The following is a 21769-nucleotide window of genomic DNA, read 5'->3' on the forward strand; positions in this document are numbered from 1 at the left end:
ACATCCATGAGAAACCTTTTAGCAGGGTTGGCGCTGATGTGCCTGGCGGCGGGGCCGCTGACGGCGCTGGCGCAGGACACGAAATTCGCCCAGCTGGGGCAGGAACTCCCCACCCCGAACACCTACCGCACCGCCTCCGGCGCGCCCGGCCACCAGTACTGGCAGCAGCGCGCCGACTATAACATCAAGGTAGAGCTGGACGACAAGAACCAGACGCTGACCGGCTCCGAGACCGTGACCTACACCAACAACTCGCCCGACGTGCTGCGCTACCTGTGGGTGCAGCTGGACCAGAATATCTTCGAGCCCAATTCCATGACCAACCTGACGGAGACAGCCGAGCTGGAGGACAAGATGACGCTGCAGGCGGTGGAGTACCTCACGCGCGAGGAGTTTGACGGCGGCTTTAAGATAAGCAAGGTAACGGACCGCAACGGCAAGGCCCTGAAGCACACCATCAACAACACCATGATGCGCATTGACCTGCCCGCGCCGCTGAAGCCGAACCAGAGCGTCACCTTCAACGTGGACTGGAAGAACAACATCAACAACCAGAAGACGCTGGGCGGCCGCTCGGGCTACGAGTATTTCCCCAAAGACGACAACTACCTCTACGAGATAGCGCAGTGGTTCCCGCGCATGGCCGTGTACGACGACGTGAACGGCTGGCAGCACAAGCAGTTCCTGGGCCGGGGTGAGTTTGCCCTTCCTTTCGGCGATTACAAGGTCAGCATCACGGTGCCGGCCGACCACATTGTGGCGGGTACCGGCGAGCTGCAGAACGCCAGCCAGGTGCTGACCGCCACGCAGCAGAAGCGCTGGGCCGAGGCCGCCAAAAGCGACGACCCCGTGCTGATCGTGACGCAGGAGGAAGCCACCAGGGCCGAGCAGAACAAAGCCACAGCTAAGAAAACGTGGGTGTTTGAGGCCGAGAACGTGCGCGACTTTGCCTGGGCGAGCTCCCGCAAGTTTATATGGGATGCGATGAACGTGAATGTGGGCGGCGAAAACGTGCTGGCCATGTCGTATTACCCGAAAGAGGGGAACCCGCTCTGGGGCCAGTACTCTACCGAGGCTGTGGCCCACACCCTCCGCACCTACTCCAAGCGCACCATCGACTACCCCTACCCCGTGGCCATATCGGTACACGGCCCGGTGGGCGGCATGGAGTACCCGATGATTTCCTTCAACGGCTACCGCCCCGAGGAAGACGGCACCTACGCTGACCGCACCAAGTACGGTCTTATCTCCGTGATCATCCACGAAGTGGGCCACAACTTCTTCCCGATGATCGTGAACTCGGACGAGCGCCAGTGGACGTGGATGGACGAGGGCCTGAACACTTTCATGCAGTACCTGTCGGAGCAGGAGTGGGAGCGCGGCTACCCCTCGCGGCGCGGCGAGCCGCAGGACATTGTGGAGTATATGAAGAGCGCCAAAAACACGCAGGTCCCCATCATGACGAACTCTGAGTCGGTGCTGCAGTTTGGCAACAACGCCTACGGCAAGCCTGCCACGGCCCTCAACATCCTGCGCGAAACTGTGATGGGCCGCGAGCTGTTCGACTACGCCTTTAAGGAGTACGCCAACCGCTGGGCCTTCAAGCACCCGATGCCCGCCGACTTTTTCCGCACGATGGAGGACGCCTCGGGCGTGGACCTGGACTGGTTCTGGAGGGGCTGGTTCTACACCACCGACCACACCGACATCGCCCTGACCGACGTGAAATGGTACACCATCGACGCACAGAACCCGGAGTTGGTGAACGCCCAGCGCCGCGAGCAGCTGAACAGCGAACCAAAGACGCTCTCGGAGCAGCGCAACCTGCAGGACATCCCCAAGACACTGGTGGAGAAAAAGCCGGAGCTGAAGGATTTCTACAACACCTACGACCCGCTGGCCACCACGGCCGCTGACCAGAAGCGCTACCAGACTTTCATGAAAAACCTGACACCGGAGCAGAAGAAGGCGCTGGACTCGGGCCTCAACTTTTACGAGGTGGGCTTCCGGAACGAAGGGGGGCTGGTGATGCCGCTCGTGGTGAAGATGACGTACGAGGACGGATCTGAGAAAGTGGTGAACATCCCGGCGGAGATATGGCGCTACGACAACAACGAGATCACGAAGGTGTTCGTGACGGAGAAGCCGGTGGTGAGCTTTACACTGGACCCGTACCTGCAGACCGCCGACACCGACCTGTCGGACAACAGCTTCCCGCGCCAGCTGGCCCCGTCGCGTTTCGAACTGTACCAGCAGCAGCGGCAGCAACAGCCCAACCCGATGCAGCAGCAGCGCAGCACTACCCGCACCGGCGGCGGTAATGGCAATGGCTCTTCGGCGCAGTAAATCAACGGCAGCCATATATAAATCGCGCCTTCAGACCATGGTCTGAAGGCGCGATTTATATATGGACCCTATCGCTGATTAAAGCCTTACACATCCGTGTTGTACTGTTCGAAGAACCTGCGCCGGGCGTGGTCTCCTTTCCGGACGAACGGCCGGATGATGAGGCGGGTGCCGTGCTCGTAGGTGAAGAGGCGGTACACCCAGTTGCTGAGCACCACCAGCTTGTTACGGAAGCCGACAAGGTACATGATGTGCACGAACAGCCAGATCATCCAGGCAAGGAAGCCGCTTATATGGCGGTTCTTCGGCAAATCGGCCACGGCGCGGCTTCGCCCGATAATAGCCAGCGAGCCCTTGTCGTGGTATTTGAACGGCTCCAGCGGCTCGTTCCGGATGATCCGGGTCAGATTTTTGGCCAGCAATGCGCCCTGCTGAATGGCAGGCTGCGCCACGCCCGGATGGCCCTTCGGGTACTCTTCGGTTCTCATGAAGGCGATGTCGCCGATGGCAAAGATGTCGCTGAAGCCCAGCACCTGGTTAAACTGGTTCACGCGGATGCGCCCCCGCTCCACCGCCTCCGCCGGGAGGCCATCTACCAGCGCGCCCGCCACGCCGGCAGCCCATACCAGCGTGTGCGTCCGTATCTGCTCCCCCCCCTTAAAAGTGGCCACACTGCCGTCATACGACTCCACGAGCGTGTTCAGCTTAATGATGATGCCCATCTCCTCGAGGTACTGCTTCGTTTTGGCGCTGGCCTCCGGCGACATGGGGGGCAGCACGCGGTCGAGGCCCTCCACCAGGTAGATGTTCATCTGGCTGAAATCCAGGCCGGGATAGTCCGAGGGCAGGATATACCGCTTCATCTCGGCCAGCGCCCCCGCCAGTTCCACGCCTGTCGGCCCACCGCCCACAATCACGATGTTCAGCAGGCTCTGCCTGATCTCCTCGTTCTTCGTCATGCTGGCCTGCTCGAACGACTGCAAGAGCTGGCTGCGCAGGTTCAGGGCGTCAGGGATCTGCTTGAGCGGGAAGGAGTATTTCTTGATCTGGTCGTTCCCGAAGTAATTGGACTTGGTGCCGGTGGCCACCACCAGGTAGTCGTAGGGCAGGTCGCCGATCAGCGTCGACACGGTTTTGGACTCGGGGTTGATGCCCGTCACCTTCACCAGCCGGAAGTGGAAATCCGTGTAGTCGTCGCTGCCGAACATTTTGCGCAGGGGCTCCGCGATGGAGTCGGGCTCCAGCCCGGCCGTGGCCACCTGGTACAGCAGCGGCCAGAACCCGTGGTAGTTCTGCCTGTCGAACATCACCACCTGAAACCTTTTGTTATCCAGCTTCTTGGCCAGGTTAATGCCCCCAAAGCCCCCTCCGATAATCACGACGCGGGGTTTGGTGGTAGCGGGAATGTTCAGGGAGAGTAGGTCGGTTTCGAGCATAGGTTTCTTCTTTAGGGTGATTTTAACCGCAGCCCCTTGCCCGGCTTGCCTGTGGCCAACCCGGGTATATATATAGGACTACCATTGGAAATAACGAAACCTGCACCGCTTAGTTTCCGGCATGCCTATATAGGTACAAGTATAGGCACAAGCCACAACCTGCGCCAGCCAAATGGCCTTCGCCCGAAACACACGAAGGCCGGAAAGGCTACTGTTTCTTAAAGTCGCCGTTGATGATGGACTTGATGAGCGCCGGGATGGCGAAAGGGCTGATGCCTGTCTGAATCATATAGCGGTTCTGCTGCAGTTGCCGCTGTTGCTCCATGCCGTACCGGAAGTTGCCCGCGCCGTCCATGGGGGTTGTTTTGAAGAGTTCCTCCAGCCGTTCGGGGTCGAGGTTGCGCATGGCGATGGCCCGGCCCTCGTCAGGCAGCTTCACGTTGGCCACCGCCTCCCGCAACTCGCGCTCCGTCGCCCACGGAAACACGTCCACCGTCGGCAGTTCGGTGGGGTCTTCCTGCAGCTGCATGATGATGGAGTAGCTTTCGCTGCTGTAGTTTTTGGGAATTTTGAGGTACTGCCGCTTAAAGCCGATGGCGCTGAAGAGCACGCTGTCGCCAGCCAGCACTGGCACCGAGAAGAAGCCGTACTCGTTGGACTGGGTGCCCCGGCTGGTGCCCGGCACGAAGATGCTCACGCCCGTTACCCCGTACAGGCTGTCGCCGGTGGCCACGAAGCCCGAGAGCTGCACCACCCGCGCCTTCCGCTGCGCCGCCGCCTGCTCCGGGGTGCAAAGGAAAAGCAGCAGGCCCAGCAGTGGCAGCAGGAGCCTTTTGAGAGGCATCGCTTCAAAAAGAAACGGGTGTTCGGTAAGCTTCATCTGATACAATTATACTATATTTATCTTTTATTATAGCTGCTTTTACCTAATTTTGTTCTGCGCCCGACCTATTATGAGACTCAAGCATTTCAGTCTGTCTTTTGGTGAGCAGGTCCTGAAGGCCCTCGCCGACGAATCACGCCTCCGCATCCTCCACCTGCTCCTGCACAGCAAGGAGATGTGTACGTCGGACCTGGAGCAGGTGCTCGAGTTCACCCAGACCAAAACCTCGCGCCACCTCTCTTACCTGCGCAACGCCAGCATCGTGTCGACGCGCAAGATGGACCAGTGGGTGTTTTACACGGTAAAAGAAGAAGCCACGGACTTCATCAACCAGATTTTCTCCTATATGGAGCGCGACGCGGCGCTGCGGAAAGACATTGAGGCATACCAGATCCTGTTCTCCAACCGCGAGCTGGCCGTGAACAAGCTGCAGACGCGCCGCTGGACCGCGCACTAGCTTTCGCCTGCCCCCACATAACCCGTAAATCCGGATTATATTGTCCCGGTCCGGGGGCGCCGCCGCTGCGCCCGACGCCTAAATAAGGAAATTCTCAAAACATCCGTTCCCCTGGCGCGTTTTAACTACGCTTAGGCCGGCATTTCCGCATGAAAACATACACCCACATCCTCTTCGACCTCGACCACACCCTCTGGGATTTTGAGAAAAACTCCGAGGAAACGCTAAATGCCCTGTACGACCAGTTTGCGCTCGGCAGCTTCGGCAAGTTCGACTGCGACTCGTTTTACCGCAAGTACAAGTTCGTGAACGCGCGCCTCTGGGACCTGTACAACAAAGGCCGCATCAAGCAGGCGGAGCTGCGCGACAGCCGCTTCGTGAAAACCCTGACGGGGCTGGGGCTGGAGCCGCATGAGGTGCCGGAAGGCTTGGCCGAGGCCTATATCACCCTGTGCCCCACCAAGACCGCCGTGTTCCCTTACGCTTACGAGGTGCTGGAGTACCTGCAGCCCAGATACGGCCTGCACATCATCACCAACGGGTTTAAGGAAGTGCAGCATATAAAAATGACCTCCTCCAACCTGCACCCCTACTTCCGGGAGATTGTGACTTCGGAGTGCTGCGGCTACAAAAAGCCGGATCGCCGCATGTTTGAGCACCTGCTGGGGCGCATCGGGGTGGCGCCGGAGGAGTGCCTGATGGTGGGTGATAACTACGAATGCGACATTGAAGGCGCCCGCGCCGCCGGCATAGACCAGGTTTTCTTCAACCCGGAGGGCATCACCCGGAAGCGCAGCCCCCGACCCACCCACGAGATCAGCTGCCTGAGCGAGCTGAAACTTTTTTTGTAAGCAAAGGTCATATATGCCTTCTGCCTGTTGCTGTTTTTGTACAGGACCCGCAAGGCTCCCCTATCGTTGCATCCGGCCTTCAAACCGGGGTTAAACCGACCTGAATAAAGGAAAGCTGCACTGGCCATATATGGCTGCACGCGTTCTTTGACAGACGGCGCCCACGTCTGCCGTTTTGGGTGCCCGGAGGAGGCGGGATGGTGGCGCCCATACGGCTTTCCGGTGAAAAAGCCGTACCTTTGCGCCGCGAGGGCGCTGCTGTGCAGCACCTTCCGCAGTAGCATATATATACATCACCAAAAAATATAAACGCATGGCAACCGGATTTTTTAAAGTACCCACTCCCGTAAACGAACCAGTAAAATCATATGCGCCCGGCTCCCCCGAAAAGGAGGAACTGCAGCGCACCTATAAAGAACTGAAGTCGAAGCAACTGGACGTGCCGATGTACATTGGCGGCGACCGGGTGTATACCGACAACAAAAGGCCCATGGTGCAGCCCCACGACCACCAGCACCTACTGGGCCATTTCAGCGAAGGCGACGCGTCCCACGTGGAACAGGCCATCAACGCGGCGCTTGCCGCCCGCGAGATGTGGGCGAACATGGCGTGGGAGCACCGCGCCAGCATTTTCCTCAAGGCGGCCGAGCTGCTGGCCGGGCCGTGGCGCGCGCGCCTGAACGCCGCCACCATGCTGGGCCAGTCCAAAAACGCCTACCAGGCCGAGATCGACTCTGCCTGCGAGCTCATCGACTTCCTGCGCTTCAACGTGCAGTACGCCACCGATATATACCGCATGCAGCCGGAGTCGTCGCCGGGCGTCTGGAACCGCATGGAGCACCGCCCCCTGGAGGGCTTCGTGTTCGCGCTCACGCCCTTCAACTTCACGGCCATCGCCGGTAACCTGCCTGCCTCCGTGGCCCTGATGGGCAACGTGGTGGTATGGAAGCCCGCGCACACCCAGGTATATGCCGCGCACATGATCATGGACCTGTTGCAGGAGGCGGGTCTTCCGGACGGCGTGATCAATTTGATCTATGTGGACGGACCGGTGGCGGGCGAGGTGATCTTTAACCACGCTGATTTCGCGGGCATCCACTTCACGGGCAGCACCGGCGTGTTCCAGAACATCTGGAAGACCATCGGCAACAACATCCACAAGTACAAAACTTATCCGCGCATTGTGGGCGAAACCGGTGGCAAGGATTTTATCGTGGCGCACCGCTCCGCAGAGGCAAAGCAGGTGGCCACGGCCATCACGCGCGGCGCGTTCGAGTACCAGGGCCAGAAGTGCTCCGCTGCCTCGCGCGCCTATATACCCAGCAACCTCTGGGAGGAGGTGAAAGACTTTGTGATTGCCGATGTGAAATCTTTTAAAATCGGGCCGCCGGAGGATTTCTTCAACTTCATTAACGCCGTGATCGACGAGAAGTCTTTCGATAAGATTGCCCGGTATATAGACAATGCGAAGGAGAGCAACGAGGTGGAGGTGATCGCGGGCGGCAGTTACGACAAATCGAAAGGGTACTTCATCGAGCCGACCGTCTTGCTGGCGCACAACCCGCAGTACGTGACCATGTGCGAGGAGATTTTCGGGCCCGTGATAACGATCTATGTATATGACGAGAACAACTGGGAGGACACCCTGGAACTGGTAAACGCCACCTCGCCCTATGCCCTGACCGGCGCCATCTTCAGCAAAGACCGTTATGCCATTGAGTACGCCACCAAAAAACTGAGCGACGCGGCTGGCAACTTCTACATCAACGACAAGCCGACCGGCGCGGTGGTGGGGCAGCAGCCGTTCGGCGGCTCCCGCGCCTCCGGCACCAACGACAAGGCCGGGTCTATGCTGAACCTGCTGCGCTGGGTGTCGGCACGCTCTATCAAAGAAACGCTAAACCCCGCCACCGATTACCGCTATCCGTTCCTGGGCGAGGACAAATAGCCTATATATGTTATATATAAACACAGTGGCCATGTTCTGAAAAGTGCGTGGCCACTGTGTTTATATATCGTCTGAATCAGGATTCAGACAAGTAGGCGCCTTCTTTTTTCGCTAAACCTACTAAAGAGATATGCTTTTGATTGTTGGCTATTTATACCTAATTTTGCTGCTCAATTTATAGAAGGACTACCGCATTATGGAACCAACTGTGGATCAGTATGTACCGTCTGATTACCTGCCCATTCTCATTCAGTTTGCAGCCGCCCTTGGCTTTGTGATTTTTGCGCTCACGCTCACGCACCTGCTTGGCCCCAAGCGCAACAGCGCCGTTAAAGGCGCCGCCTGGGAAAGCGGCATCGAGTCGGTGGGCGATGCCCGCACGCCTATCTCCTACAAGTACTTCATGATCGCCATCCTGTTTGTACTTTTCGATGTGGAAATCATTTTCCTTTACCCCTGGGCGGTCAACTTCCGGGAGTTCGGCCTCGATGGGTTCCTGCAGATGATCGTGTTTATGTCGCTGCTGATGGCGGGCTTCTTCTACGTTCTCAAAAAAGGCGTCCTGAAGTGGGAATAGGACATTAAACTTTTACAAGCGCGATGGTGTTAAAACACCGGGCACTGAAGCCTGTACTTGTGAGATTAAATTATCCTTCAAATGAGCAACTCCAATAACGATATTAAATTAGTTGACGCGCCGGACGGTGTGTCGGGTGCCGGCTTCTTCGCCACCTCTTTCGAGAAAGTGATCGGCCTGGCCCGCAAGCATTCGCTGTGGCCGCTGCCCTTCGCCACCTCCTGCTGCGGCATCGAGTATATGGCCACCATGGGCTCCAACTACGACATTTCGCGCTTCGGTTCGGAGCGCCCCAGTTTCTCCCCGCGCCAGGCGGATATCCTGATGGTGATGGGCACGATCGCCAAGAAAATGGGCCCTGTGGTGAAGCAGGTATATGAGCAGATGGCGGAGCCGCGCTGGGTCATAGCGGTGGGGGCCTGCGCCTCCTCCGGCGGCATCTTCGACACGTATTCTGTGCTCCAGGGCATCGACCGCGTGGTGCCCGTGGACGTGTACGTGCCCGGTTGCCCTCCCCGTCCCGAGCAGATCCTGGACGGTCTGATGCGGGTGCAGGACCTGGCGGCAAACGAATCGCTGCGCCGCCGCAACTCTCCGGAGTACCAGGCGCTTCTGGCCTCTTACAATATTCAATAAGCACATGGAGCTTACGCACGAAAACGTACTCGGCAAGATCATCAGCAAGTTTGGGGAAGAGAACATCCAGGATGCCTACAACCCGGACGGGATCATGACGTTCACCACCAACCGGGACACGATCATCGACCTGATCCAGTACCTGCACAGCGACGAGGAGTTGCAAATCCGCTTCCTCACCACACTGTGCGGCATCCACTACCCCGACCAGAAAGACAAGGAGCTGTGCGTAATGTACCAGTTGCACAGCCTGCGCCATAATTACCGCCTCCGCATCAAGGTGTTCTTCCCGATTGCCGACCCCGTGATGCCAACGCTGACGGGTGTATATGCAACCGCCAACTGGATGGAGCGCGAGACGTTCGACTTCTACGGCGTCATCTTCACGGGCCACCCGAACCTGACCCGCATCCTGAACATCGAGGAGATGGAGTACCACCCGATGCTGAAGCAGTACCCGCTGGAGGACCTGACGCGGGAAGACAAGATAGACACGTTTTTCGGGCGATAAGCTCTTTCGCTGCGACTGCCCCGGAACACCGGGCGCGTAACAGCAGACAAATAAAGCATATATAGCATGGCTACTGAAAATAAAACCGCAGAACTCACCGAGTTGGAGCAGTTCCGTAAAGACCACGGGCTGGCCCTGCAGGACGAGCGGCCCCTGACCACGCTGAACCTGGGCCCCACGCACCCGGCCACGCATGGTATTTTCCAGAACATCCTCCAAATGGACGGCGAGAAGATCGTGGACGCAGTGCCCACCATCGGCTATATCCACCGTGCCTTCGAGAAAATAGCGGAACGCCGGCCGTTCTACCAGATCACGCCGCTGACTGACCGCATGAACTACTGCTCGTCCCCATCAACAACATGGGGTACCACATGACGGTGGAGAAACTGCTCGGCATCACCATCCCGAAGCGCGCCCAGTATATCCGCGTGATCATGATGGAGCTGGCCCGCATCTCCGACCACCTGATCTGTAACTCCATCCTGGGGGTGGACTCCGGCGCCTTTACCGGCTTCCTGTACGTGATGCAGGAGCGCGAGCACATCTACGATATATATGAGGAGGTCTGCGGTGCCCGCCTGACGACGAACATGGGCCGCATCGGGGGCATGGAGCGCGACCTTTCACCGAAGGCCCTGCACCTGATCGATGAGTTCCTGAAGCGCTTCCCGAAAGTGTGGGCGGAGTTTGAGAAAATGCTGACCCGCAACCGCATCTTCATCGACAGGACAACCGGCGTGGGCGCTATTTCGGCGGAGCGGGCCCTGAACTACGGCTTTACCGGCCCCAACCTGCGTGCCACGGGTGTAGACTACGATGTGCGCGTGATGAACCCCTACTCTTCTTACGAAGATTTCGAGTTCGACATTCCGGTAGGCGCCAAAGGCGACACTTACGACCGCTTCCTGGTGCGTAACGAGGAAGTGTGGCAAAGCCTGAGGATAATTGAGCAGGCCTACAAAAACCTGCCGGAGGGCTCTTACCACGCCGACGCGCCGCATTATTACCTGCCGCCGAAGCAGGCGGTCTATACCAGCATGGAAGCCCTTATCTACCACTTCAAGATTGTGATGGGCGAGACAGACATTCCGGTGGGCGAGGTGTACCACAGCGTGGAGGGCGGCAACGGCGAGTTAGGCTTTTACCTGCTCAGCGACGGCGGCCGCACGCCATATAGATTGCACTTCCGCAGGCCTTGCTTTATATACTACCAGGCTTATACCGAGATGATCAAGGGCGGGCAACTGGCTGACGCCATCCTGACACTGAGCAGCCTGAACGTGATTGCCGGCGAACTGGACGCATAATTAACAAGAATCATTTACCATTCAACATTGACCCATATACAGGGCCAGTGACAATTGAAAAATGGCAGAGACTATAAACGAAGTACAGTTTTCTGATGCGGCTCTGGCCGAGATGCAGCGCTACATCAGCCACTACCCGGAGGGTCGCCAGAAGTCTGCCCTGCTGCCCATCCTGCACATCGCGCAGGCCGAGTTTGGCGGCTGGGTGAGCCCGGAGGTGATGGACAAGATAGCCGAGATCCTGGACATTCAGCCGATTGAGGTATATGAGGTCGCGACGTTTTATACCATGTTCAACCTGAAGCCGGTGGGCAAGCACGTGCTGGAAGTATGCCGCACCGGCCCCTGCTGCCTGCGCGGCGCCGATGAGCTCATCGACACGCTGAAGCGCAAGCTGAACATCGAGGAAGGCGAGACTTCGGCTGACGGCATGTTCACGCTGAAGCCGGTGGAGTGCCTCGCTTCCTGCGGAACAGGCCCGATGCTGCAGGTGCGTGAGCTGTACTACGAGAACCTCGACAGCGAGGCCCGCGTGGACGAGTTCCTGGCGATGATGCGCCAGAAAGAGCACGAGACGCCAGCCTGGGCGAAGTAAGATTAGACAAAAGACAGAAAAGTGACGAAGGGCATTTTTTATTTAACCGCCCCTGGCGTTCTTGTCTAAACATCTTTTGTCGATTAAATCATTGATAAACAGCCAGTGCGCCCCTGAACAAGCCACTGCGAAGCAATACATCCTGCTACAATGGGACTTAAGATATTAACCGAACATATAAACGTACCCGGCATCGAGACGCTGGAGGTATACCGGAAGCATGGCGGCTACAAATCAGTAGAGAAAGCCCTGAAAACGATGTCCCCGGCGGAGGTGGTGGAAGAGGTGAAAACATCCGGCCTGCGCGGCCGCGGTGGCGCCGGTTTCCCGGCGGGTATGAAGTGGAGCTTCCTGGCAAAGCCGGAGGGCATTCCGCGCTACCTGGTCTGCAACGCCGACGAATCCGAGCCGGGCACCTTCAAGGACCGCTGGTATATGGAGAAAAACCCGCACGGGCTGATTGAGGGGATGATTACCTCCAGCTACGCGCTCGGTGCCAACACCTCCTATATCTATATCCGCGGCGAGCTGATGTTCATCCTGCGCATCCTCGAAAAAGCCATTGCAGAAGCATACGCAGCCGGCTTGCTGGGCAAAAACATCCTGGGCTCCGGCTACGACCTGGACCTGCACGTGGCGCCCGGCGGCGGTGCTTATATATGCGGCGAGGAAACTGCCTTGCTGGAATCTCTGGAGGGCAAGCGCGGCAACCCGCGCAACAAGCCCCCGTTCCCGGCGGTGAAAGGCCTTTTCCAGAGCCCGACGGTGGTGAACAACGTAGAGACAATTTCGTCTGTGCCCTGGATTGTGAACAACAGCGGGGCCGAATATGCTAAAATCGGTATCGGGCGCAGCACAGGCACCAAGCTGATCTCCGCCAGCGGCAACATCAACAACCCCGGGGTATATGAAATTGAGCTGGGCGTGCCGGTAGAGGAGTTTATATACTCTGATGAGTACTGCGGCGGCATCTGGAAAGGCCGCGAGCTGAAGGCCGTGGTGCCGGGCGGTTCGTCTGTGCCGATTCTGCCAAAGAACCTTATCCTGAAGACAGCCGCCGGGGAAAATCGCCTTATGTCTTACGAGTCCTTGTCTGACGGAGGCTTTGTAACGGGCTCTATGCTGGGTTCGGGTGCCTTCATCGTGTTCGACGAGGAGCAGTGCATCGTGCGCAACACCTGGAACTATGCCCGCTTTTATCATCATGAGTCGTGCGGCCAGTGCAGCCCCTGCCGCGAAGGAACCGGCTGGATGGAGAAAGTGCTGCACCGCATCGAGTACGGCCACGGTCATCAGCAGGACATCGACCTATTGGTAAGCGTGGCCAAGCAGATAGAGGGAAACACCATCTGCCCGCTGGGTGATGCCGCCGCGTGGCCGGTAGCCGCCGCCATCCGCCACTTCCGCGAGGAGTTTGAGTGGCATATAAAACACCCGAAAGAGGCGACAGCCCCGGGTGCGGTATATAGAGGCCAGTTGGATACCGTGACAGCGTAAAATCGTAGAGACGCAATATTTTGCGTCTCCTGCCTACACCACACAAAACCTAAGACGCAAAATATTGCGTCTCTAAAGCATCAAAATCTGGCGGTAGCGCCAGCTGCATATATAAAATTCTATTTAGGTTAGACCGTTTTCGTTGTTCGCCTTCTTCCGAGAAACGAACAACGAGAAACGAACAACGATATATAAGATGGCCAAAGTAACCATTGACGGCATTGAGATAGAGGTAGAGGACGGAACTACCATTCTGCAGGCCGCAAGAAAAATAGGGGGCAAAATTGTGCCGCCTGCCATGTGTTTTTATACGCCGTTAAAAGGCAGTGGCGGCAAGTGCCGTGTGTGCCTGGTAAAAGTAACGCAGGGCTCCTCCAAAGACACCCGCCCGATGCCTAAACTCGTTGCCTCGTGCATCACGCAGGTACAGGACGGCATGGTGGTGGAGAACACGACGAACGAGGAAGTGCTGAACGCCCGCAAAGGCATCGTGGAAATGCTGCTCATCAACCACCCGCTGGATTGCCCTATCTGCGACCAGGCCGGGGAGTGCAAGCTGCAGGATTTGTCCTATGAGCACGGCGTGAGCGCGCAGCGCTTTGAGGAAGAGCGCCGCACGTTCAACAAAGTGGACCTGGGGCCCTATATCCAGCTGCACATGACGCGCTGCATCCTTTGCTACCGCTGCGTACACGTGGCCGACCAGATTACGCCGGAGCGCGTGCATGGGGTGCTGGGCCGCGGCGATGCCGCCGAGATAGGCACTTATATCGAGAATGTGATAGACAACGACTTCTCCGGCAACGTGATCGATGTGTGCCCGGTGGGAGCGCTGACAGACAAAACGTGGCGCTTTAAGAACCGCGTTTGGTTCACCAAGCCACTCGACGCGCACCGCGACTGCCCTACCTGCTCCGGAAAAGTGACCCTCTGGACGCGGGGCGAGGAAGTGCTGCGCGTGACAGCCCGCAAGGACCAGTACAACGAGAGCCTGGAGTTTATCTGCAACACCTGCCGCTTCGACAAGAAGGAGACAAAAGACTGGACAATAGAAGGCCCGACCCATATCAACAGAAATTCTGTAATTTCGGCAAACCATTACGAACTGCCGGTGCTCAATGTGCCGATAGTTCCGAATCTGCCAGTGTCCACCAAGAAAAACCTGCCACAGGAATAATATATGGATTCCGTAGACCTCTTATACAAAGGAATTTACATCCTGGTGATTTTCGGAATCACCCTGCTGATAGCCACGTACTCTACCTACTTCGAGCGTAAGATTGCCGCTTTCATCCAGGACCGGGTGGGCCCGAACCGCGCAGGCCCGGCGGGCTTACTGCAGCCGTTGGCCGATGCGGGCAAACTGTTCTTCAAGGAAGACTTTATTCCCGCCAGGTCAAGCAAGGCGCTGTTCATTATCGGCCCCGGCATCGCGATGCTGGTGGCCACCATGTCTAGTGCCGTTATCCCATTCGGGGATATGCTGCTGGTGGGCGGCCGTGAGGTGTTTTTGCAGGCGATCGAGGTGAACATCGGGGTGCTGTATGTATTCGGGGTAGTGTCGCTGGGCGTGTATGGCCTGATGATAGGCGGCTGGGCCTCGAACAACAAGTTCTCGCTGCTGGGCGCCATCCGTGCGGCGTCGCAGAACATCAGCTACGAACTGGCCATGGGCCTGTCGCTGATCGCGGTGCTGATGATGACGGGCTCCCTCTCCCTGCGGGAAATAGCGGAGCAGCAGGCGGGTTTCAACTGGAACATCTGGTACCAGCCGCTGGGCTTCATCATTTTCCTGGTGTGCGCCTTCGCCGAGACAAACCGTACGCCCTTCGACCTGCCGGAGAGTGAGGCCGAGCTGATTGGGGGTTACCACACCGAGTACGGCTCCATGAAACTGGGCATGTACCTGTTTGCGGAGTACATCAACATTTTCGTGGCCTCCGCCGTGATGGCGACGCTGTATTTCGGGGCTTATAACTTCCCGTTCATGGCGGAGCTGGAAGCCTGGCTGGCCGGTGCCACAGAAAGCGCGGTGACGGCCAATAACATTGTGACCCTGCTTGGCGTGGCGGCGATGTTCGCGAAGATATTCCTGTTCATCTTCTTCTTCATGTGGGTGCGCTGGACGCTTCCGCGCTTCCGCTACGACCAACTGATGAAGCTGGGCTGGCAGATCCTGATTCCGCTCGCCATCCTGAACATTGTGCTGACAGGCGGCGGTATTCTGCTGAAAGATTACCTGTTTTAAATTAAAGTATCTAAACTTGAATGTTGGCGTTCTGCATCCTGTTAAGGCAGGAGGAAAGACACTGACATCCAAAAGATAACATACATGGAACCACTAACCAATAGAAGAAAGAACGTAGAGCAACTGCCGATGACCTTTGCGGAGCGCGCCTACCTGCCTGCTATTGCCCAGGGGCTCGGCATCACGCTGAAGCACTTCTTCAAAAAGAAGGCCACCGTGCAGTACCCGGAGCAGACGCGCGAGCGCAGCGAAGTGTGGCGCGGCCTGCACGTGCTGAAGCGCGATGAGAACGGCGCGGAGCGCTGCACCGCCTGCGGACTTTGTGCCGTGGCCTGCCCAGCCGAAGCCATCACCATGACGGCCGGAGAGCGCAAGGCGGGCGAGGAGCACCTGTACCGCGAGGAGAAGTATGCCGTTACCTACGAGGTGAACATGCTGCGCTGCATCTTCTGCGGCCTCTGCGAGGAAGCCTGCCCGAAAGCCGCCATCTTCCTGCAGGACGACAAACTGGCCCCGGCCCGCTTCGAGCGCGACGAATTTATATATGGCAAAGACCGCCTGGTGGAGCCGCTGAAGACTACTGAAACAAAATAATCCGATGACAGAGAGCCTGTTCTATTTTCTTTCCTCGCTGACGCTGCTTTGCGCCCTGATGGTGGTGATTTCCAAAAACCCGGTACACAGCGTGCTGTTCCTGATCATCACGTTCTTTACCATCTCCGGCCATTATATCCTGCTGAATGCGCAGTTCCTGGCGGCGGTCAACATCATCGTATATGCCGGGGCTATCATGGTGCTCTTCCTGTTCGTGATTATGTTCCTGAACATGAGCAAGCAGACGGAGAGCCATGCAAAGGTGTCTGCCCTGAGCAAGATTGCGGGCGTTATTGCGGGAGGCTTGCTTTTTGTGGTAATGATCGCCGCGCTGAAAGACTCCGACATAGAAGGCTACAACCCCGACACCTACAACTCGCAGGTGGGCATGGTGGAGAACCTGGGCCAGGTGCTGTTCACGGAGTACCTGCTGCCTTTCGAGCTGGCGTCCGTGCTGTTTCTGGTAGCCATGGTGGGTGCCGTGATGCTGGGCAAGAAAGAAACTGGCGAGCGGCATTTCTAAAAGCGTTCAGTTTATATATAACCAGAAAGGCCAGCGCTTCTACAGCGCTGGCCTTTCTGGTTATATATGATTACATATGGCGTGATATGTTTTGCTTTCATCCTTCAGGCATCACCTCCGCTATCGCTGTTTCGGATTACAAATCCGGAAGAGCAGATAGTCCTTAAAAAACAAGTTTATATACCGCGACTCTTGCCATATATAAACTTGTCATATATAAATAAGGCCGGTGTTTCTAAAGTGCTGCGCCTTATATAGATACGATACTCAGTCCTACTCCTTCACCTCCAACTGGATCTCCAGCAATTCCGAGCCGCCCTGGTCATCATCCGACACCACCACGAGCTTGTACGCTCCGCCTTCACCGGCTGCCACCACCAGCGACTCCGCCTTTCCGGTATAGACGGAGCCGTCAGGGTTCATGAGCTGCACCGCAGGCACCCGCAGCGGGTTTGTGGCATCTGCGGCATAGGGCAAAGCGTTCAATTCAATCAGGCCCACCAGGCTTCCCAGCACCTCCCCGTCCTCAATGGCGTTAGGGGTGTTCTCTACCGAGGCAGTAAAGAACAGTTTGCCGCCGAAGGCGTAAGCGCCTGAAAACCCGGCCATATATCCCCCCAGCTCCGGGAGCGCAAAATGATAGACAGCAGCAGCCGGTATGTCTCCCTCACCCATCACAAAATCCTTGAAGCCTCTGGTAGGAAAGCGGAACAGCACCCCGGCGGCCGTGCCAAGCGCGCGCTGCATGATGTAGGTGTCGGTTTCGTCCATCGCAAAGCCTTCCAGGTTCAGTTCGCTGTCTGTCTTCATTCGCAGCACCCGTTTCAGAAACATGTAGAGCCGGGTAAAGTCCAGTTCCCGCACCTGCATGCCATCCGTCACGTTCACCACGAAAGCCCGGTTGCGCCTGTCGCTGGAGCCGGACCCGATCAGCAGCAGCATCTGGTCGCGGCCGTAGGTGAAATGCGCCATGGCCTCCAGGTCGGGCTTCAACGGTTTCGGAATGCGGCCCGTGGCAAAGTCAGCGGTGTCGAACAGCACATGCCGTTGGGCCAGCTTATACTGCGCATCCAGTTCGTACAGGTACGGGGAGTCATCCCCCACAACATAATAGGCGCTGTCGACCAGCTCAATGCCGGAGGCGGAGGGCAGATGCTCGTAAGTCAGCTTCTGCTGCACGGTGGCTTCTAATTGGATTTCTTTCATGCGGACTTCGGCGGTGGCCGCGTTCGAGGCGGCGGGTTGTTCAGTTTTGCAGGCGGTAAGCGCCAAAGAGGCAAGGCACACCGGCAAGATACACTTATAGTTCATACAGGGAGTTCGGTTCAGAATTACCCTTAACTACGGAAACCTGCCGCCGTTGGTATAAACCCATGGCCAAAGCGCGCTCCGCCGCAGGCAGAAAAGGCAGAAACAGGAGCCGGAATCCTACGCCGCCCGCCTAAAGAAGATTCAGATTATTTATGTTTATTTGAAAATAGGGGATAACTTTGCGCCTTAGTTTTAGCACAGCACTTAACCAGCCATACGTTCAGACCCACAGAAAATGAACCAGATACCTGAGGTTATCAGAACCATTCCACTTGAATATTACCTGTTTTTCAGCACCGCCCTTTTTGTTATCGGAGTCATCGGGGTGCTTACCCGCCGCAACGCCATCGTTATATTCATGTGCATCGAGCTGATGCTGAACGCTGTGAACATCCTGCTGACCTCCCTTTCCGCTTACCGCGCCGACGCCAGCGCCCAGGCCTTTGTGTTCTTTATCATGGCGGTGGCGGCAGCCGAGGTTTGCGTGGGCCTGGCCATTATCGTGATGACGTACCGTAACATCCGCTCCACGGACGTGCAACTGCTCAACTACCTGCGGTGGTAGCAGCCCCACAATTTATCACTCAACAGCATATATAAGACATATACAGATGCAAGAGATTGTAATGCCAAGTAGTAACCAAGCCATGGCACTGCTCTGTCTGCTCGTTCCGATGCTGCCTTTCCTGGGCTTTATCCTGAACGGCCTGGGCAACAGGAAACTGGCAAAAGGGCTGGTGAGCCTGGTAGGGTGCGGCACGGTGCTGGCCTCCTTCCTTATCTCCATCTACCTCTTCCTGGACTTCACGGCCAGCGGCGGCCGCGCCTACACCGTCGATTTCTACAACTGGATCTCGGTGAGCGATTTGCGCATCGGCTTCTCCTTCCTCATCGACCAGCTCACGCTGCTCATGATGCTGATGGTGACGGGCATCGGCTTTTTCATTCACCTGTACTCGGCCGGGTATATGAGCCACGACGAGAACTTCGGCAAGTTCTTCGCCTTCATCAACCTGTTCATGTTCTCGATGCTGCTGCTGGTAATGGGCTCCAACTACGTGATGATGTTTGTGGGCTGGGAAGGCGTGGGGCTCTGCTCCTACCTGCTGATCGGCTTCTGGAACAAGAACACCAGCTACAACAACGCCGCCAAGAAAGCCTTTATCATGAACCGCATCGGGGACCTGGGCTTCCTGCTGGGCATCTTCCTTATTTTTATCACCTTCGGCAGCGTGAGCTACCCGCAGGTGTTTGCCGAGGCGGCCCGCTACGCAGGCGGCATCGACTCGGGGGTGATGATTGCCATTACGATGCTGCTCTTTGTGGGCGCGATGGGCAAGAGCGCGCAGATTCCGCTGTTTACCTGGCTGCCCGACGCGATGGCGGGCCCGACGCCGGTTTCCGCGCTCATTCACGCCGCGACCATGGTGACGGCGGGTATCTATATGGTGGTGCGCTCGAACGTATTATATGTGCTGGCCCCTACCACCCTGGAGGTGATTGCCGTGGTGGGTGTGGCAACCGCATTGCTGGCCGCCACCATCGGCCTGGCGCAAAACGACATCAAGAAGGTGCTGGCTTACTCCACCGTGTCGCAGCTGGGCTATATGTTCCTGGCGCTGGGGGTGATGGCCTTTTCTTCTTCGCTGTTCCACGTGCTCACGCACGCCTTCTTCAAGGCGCTGCTGTTCCTGGGTGCCGGTTCTGTGATTCATGCCATGAGCAACGAGCAGGACATCCGCTATATGGGAGGCCTGCGCAAATATCTGCCCATCACGTTCCTCACCTTCCTCATCGGCACGCTGGCCATTGCCGGTATTCCGCCATTTGCAGGTTTCTTCTCAAAAGACGAACTTCTGGCGCACGTATATGAGCACAGCAAGCTGATGTGGGCGCTGGGCCTGCTGGCCTCCTTCATGACGTCCTTCTATATGTTCCGCCTCGTGTTCCTGACCTTCTTCGGAACGTTCCGGGGCACCGAGGAGCAGCGCCACCACCTGCACGAGTCCCCGGCTTCCATGACGATTCCGCTGATTGTGCTGGCTGTGCTGTCCACGGTGGGCGGCTTCCTGGGCATTCCGGCGGTGTTTGCCGAGAACAGCCATGTGTTGCAGAACTCCCTCTCGCCTATATATGGCTTTGCCCGCGTAGCCAACGCCGCTGCCATTGAGCCGCTGCACCTCGACCATGCCACGGAATATATGCTGATGGCCATTTCGGTGGCCGTGGCCGTGATAGCAGCCATCATCGCCTATGTGCTATATGTGAGCAAAAAGACGGTGCCTGCGCCGGAGGGCGAGCGCCTGTCGCCTGTTCATAACCTCATCTACCACAAATACTATATCGACGAGCTGTACAACGCCCTTATCGTGCGCCCGGTGATGTGGCTCTCCTCCGTTTTATACCGCTTCGTGGATACGGTGCTGGTGGACGGCATCGTGAACGGCTTCGGCAAATTCGCGACGCAGAGTGGCCGCACGCTACGCTACGCCCAGAGCGGGGTTATCGGATTTTATATACTCGTGATGGTGTGCAGCATCGTGCTGATTCTATTTTTAAACTTCTTTATCGGATAAGATTCTTAGAAGATGATTACAGCTCTCTTACTTTTCTGGCCTGCCTTAGCTGCACTGCTGGTGTTGCTCCTGAAAGGGCAGACTGCCAGAACGGTGGCTTTTGTGGCGGCACTTATCGAGTTTGCCATTTCGCTGGTGGCGCTGGCCGGGTTCAACACCGCCAGCGGAAGCATGCAGCATGCGCTCTCCTTCCCCTGGATTGAAAGCCTCGGCATCGGCTTCACCATCGGCATGGACGGCATCAGCATCCTGATGGTGCTGCTCACGACCTTCCTGGTTCCGCTCATCATCCTGTCCTCTTTTAAGCAGGAGTACAAAAACCCGAATGCTTTTTACGCCCTCATCCTGTTCATGCAGACGGGCCTGATCGGTGTTTTCGTGGCGCTGGATGCGTTCCTGTTCTATTTCTTCTGGGAGGTGGCCCTGGTGCCGATATACTTTATCGCGGCTATATGGGGCGGTACGAATCGGGTGCCGGTCACCATCAAGTTCTTTGTCTACACTATCCTGGGCTCGCTGTTCATGCTGGCGGCGTTTGTGTATCTCTACCTGCAGACGCCGGGCAGCCACTCCTCCGAAGTGTTTGAATTCTACAACCTGAACCTGTCGAGCGCGTCGCAGAGTTGGATCTTTTGGTTCCTGTTCATCGCCTTCGCCATCAAAATGCCGGTGTTCCCGTTCCATACCTGGCAACCCGACACCTATACCGAATCGCCAACGCAGGGCACCATGCTGCTGTCGGGCATCATGCTGAAGATGGGTATATACGGCGTGCTGCGCTGGCTGCTGCCGGTGGTGCCCTACGGCGTGAGCCAGTGGGCCGACCTGGTGCTGGCGCTGTCCATCATCGGGATTATATATGCCTCCGTCATCGCCATCCGCCAGAGCGACCTGAAGCGCCTGATTGCCTACTCCTCTATTGCACACGTGGGCCTGATTGCGGCGGGTATCTTCACGCTGAACGAGCGGGGCCTGCAGGGCGGGGTGATCCAGATGCTGAGCCACGGCATCAACGTGGTGGGCCTGTTCTTCGTCATCGACATCATCTTCCGCCGCACCAACACCCGCGAGATCACCAGCCTGGGCGGCATTACACAGCATGCCAAGGCGCTCTCTATCTTTTTTATGATTCTGATGCTGGGCTCCGTGGCGCTACCGCTCACCAACGGTTTTGTGGGCGAGTTCCTGCTGTTGTCCGGTGTGTTTCAGTACAACTACTGGCTCGGCGGCGTGGCCGGCCTGACTATTATCTTGGGCTCAGTCTATATGCTGCGTATGTTTCAGGGCGTGATGTTCGGCCCAACGGGGGCGGCGACGGAGATATTTGCCGAACTGACGATGAGTGAAAAGGCGGTGCTGATTCCGCTCGTGATCATGGTGTTCTGGATCGGCTTGTTCCCCAACACGTTCCTGAGCATCTCGGAGCCCGCCGTGGGTAACCTGCTGAACATCATTAACCGGTAGGCGGCA

General features: G+C 57.3%; 19 protein-coding genes and 1 pseudogene. 17 read left to right on the forward strand and 3 right to left on the reverse strand.

Annotated elements, in window-relative coordinates:
• Positions 1-6: 6 nt before the first annotated feature.
• Positions 7-2346, forward strand: a complete 2340-nt coding sequence (locus GSQ62_RS08540) for a M1 family metallopeptidase (RefSeq protein WP_161889117.1) — start codon at positions 7-9, stop codon at positions 2344-2346.
• Positions 2347-2432: 86 nt separating this feature from the next.
• Here GSQ62_RS08540 and GSQ62_RS08545 read toward each other — a convergent pair whose 3' ends face one another.
• Complete coding sequence (locus tag GSQ62_RS08545) at positions 2433-3782, reverse strand: NAD(P)/FAD-dependent oxidoreductase (protein ID WP_161889118.1); 1350 nt, start codon at positions 3780-3782, stop codon at positions 2433-2435.
• A gap of 208 nt (positions 3783-3990) precedes the next feature.
• Positions 3991-4662: a carboxypeptidase-like regulatory domain-containing protein gene (locus tag GSQ62_RS08550; protein WP_237587091.1), complete on the reverse strand. Its 672-nt coding sequence runs from the start codon at positions 4660-4662 to the stop codon at positions 3991-3993.
• 73 nt (positions 4663-4735) lie between these two features.
• Here GSQ62_RS08550 and GSQ62_RS08555 point away from each other — a divergent pair, with 73 nt between their 5' ends.
• The 13 genes and pseudogenes from GSQ62_RS08555 to GSQ62_RS08615 all read left to right on the forward strand — a co-directional run bounded on the left by GSQ62_RS08555 (position 4736) and on the right by GSQ62_RS08615 (position 16412).
• The gene (locus GSQ62_RS08555) at positions 4736-5122 is read left to right on the forward strand and encodes a metalloregulator ArsR/SmtB family transcription factor (protein ID WP_161889119.1); all 387 of its coding nucleotides are present in this window, start codon (positions 4736-4738) and stop codon (positions 5120-5122) included.
• Between the two features lie 149 nt (positions 5123-5271).
• A complete protein-coding gene (locus tag GSQ62_RS08560; protein ID WP_161889120.1) occupies positions 5272-5973 on the forward strand; it encodes a YjjG family noncanonical pyrimidine nucleotidase in 702 nt (233 codons plus the stop codon).
• Between the two features lie 313 nt (positions 5974-6286).
• The gene (pruA, locus tag GSQ62_RS08565; protein WP_161889121.1) at positions 6287-7921 is read left to right on the forward strand and encodes an L-glutamate gamma-semialdehyde dehydrogenase; all 1635 of its coding nucleotides are present in this window, start codon (positions 6287-6289) and stop codon (positions 7919-7921) included.
• Positions 7922-8117: 196 nt separating this feature from the next.
• A complete protein-coding gene (locus GSQ62_RS08570) occupies positions 8118-8498 on the forward strand; it encodes an NADH-quinone oxidoreductase subunit A (protein ID WP_161889122.1) in 381 nt (126 codons plus the stop codon).
• An 81-nt stretch (positions 8499-8579) separates the two neighbouring features.
• Positions 8580-9134, forward strand: a complete 555-nt coding sequence (locus GSQ62_RS08575; RefSeq protein WP_161889123.1) for an NADH-quinone oxidoreductase subunit B — start codon at positions 8580-8582, stop codon at positions 9132-9134.
• A gap of 4 nt (positions 9135-9138) precedes the next feature.
• On the forward strand, positions 9139-9645 hold the full coding sequence (locus tag GSQ62_RS08580; RefSeq protein ID WP_161889124.1) for an NADH-quinone oxidoreductase subunit C: 507 nt from the start codon (positions 9139-9141) through the stop codon (positions 9643-9645).
• A gap of 66 nt (positions 9646-9711) precedes the next feature.
• Positions 9712-10955, forward strand: a pseudogene (nuoD, locus tag GSQ62_RS08585) (NADH dehydrogenase (quinone) subunit D).
• 61 nt (positions 10956-11016) lie between these two features.
• A complete protein-coding gene (locus GSQ62_RS08590; protein ID WP_161889125.1) occupies positions 11017-11550 on the forward strand; it encodes an NADH-quinone oxidoreductase subunit NuoE family protein in 534 nt (177 codons plus the stop codon).
• A 150-nt stretch (positions 11551-11700) separates the two neighbouring features.
• Entirely contained in the window at positions 11701-13047 is a 1347-nt protein-coding gene (gene nuoF / locus GSQ62_RS08595; protein WP_161889126.1) for an NADH-quinone oxidoreductase subunit NuoF, read from the forward strand.
• 196 nt (positions 13048-13243) lie between these two features.
• The gene (locus tag GSQ62_RS08600) at positions 13244-14224 is read left to right on the forward strand and encodes a 2Fe-2S iron-sulfur cluster-binding protein (RefSeq protein ID WP_161889127.1); all 981 of its coding nucleotides are present in this window, start codon (positions 13244-13246) and stop codon (positions 14222-14224) included.
• Between the two features lie 3 nt (positions 14225-14227).
• Positions 14228-15295 carry an NADH-quinone oxidoreductase subunit NuoH gene (gene nuoH / locus GSQ62_RS08605; RefSeq protein WP_161889128.1) on the forward strand — a complete coding sequence of 356 codons (1068 nt, stop codon included), beginning with the start codon at positions 14228-14230 and terminating at the stop codon, positions 15293-15295.
• 84 nt (positions 15296-15379) lie between these two features.
• The gene (locus tag GSQ62_RS08610; protein WP_161889129.1) at positions 15380-15889 is read left to right on the forward strand and encodes a NuoI/complex I 23 kDa subunit family protein; all 510 of its coding nucleotides are present in this window, start codon (positions 15380-15382) and stop codon (positions 15887-15889) included.
• Positions 15890-15893: 4 nt separating this feature from the next.
• Positions 15894-16412 (forward strand): NADH-quinone oxidoreductase subunit J family protein, encoded by a 519-nt coding sequence (locus GSQ62_RS08615; protein WP_161889130.1) that lies wholly within the window; start codon positions 15894-15896, stop codon positions 16410-16412.
• Between the two features lie 273 nt (positions 16413-16685).
• On the opposite strand, the gene GSQ62_RS08620 is transcribed toward GSQ62_RS08615, so the two are convergent.
• Positions 16686-17723: a DUF6929 family protein gene (locus GSQ62_RS08620; RefSeq protein WP_237587093.1), complete on the reverse strand. Its 1038-nt coding sequence runs from the start codon at positions 17721-17723 to the stop codon at positions 16686-16688.
• Positions 17724-17958: 235 nt separating this feature from the next.
• Here GSQ62_RS08620 and nuoK point away from each other — a divergent pair, with 235 nt between their 5' ends.
• The 3 genes from nuoK to GSQ62_RS08635 all read left to right on the forward strand — a co-directional run bounded on the left by nuoK (position 17959) and on the right by GSQ62_RS08635 (position 21763).
• Positions 17959-18288 carry an NADH-quinone oxidoreductase subunit NuoK gene (nuoK, locus tag GSQ62_RS08625; RefSeq protein WP_161889131.1) on the forward strand — a complete coding sequence of 110 codons (330 nt, stop codon included), beginning with the start codon at positions 17959-17961 and terminating at the stop codon, positions 18286-18288.
• A gap of 82 nt (positions 18289-18370) precedes the next feature.
• Positions 18371-20299, forward strand: coding sequence for an NADH-quinone oxidoreductase subunit L (nuoL, locus tag GSQ62_RS08630; protein ID WP_237587095.1), 1929 nt, complete (start codon positions 18371-18373; stop codon positions 20297-20299).
• 12 nt (positions 20300-20311) lie between these two features.
• Positions 20312-21763 carry a complex I subunit 4 family protein gene (locus tag GSQ62_RS08635; RefSeq protein ID WP_161889132.1) on the forward strand — a complete coding sequence of 484 codons (1452 nt, stop codon included), beginning with the start codon at positions 20312-20314 and terminating at the stop codon, positions 21761-21763.
• Positions 21764-21769: the final 6 nt, after the last annotated feature.

It is taken from the genome of Pontibacter russatus (genome assembly GCF_009931655.1).
GTDB lineage: Bacteria > Bacteroidota > Bacteroidia > Cytophagales > Hymenobacteraceae > Pontibacter > Pontibacter russatus.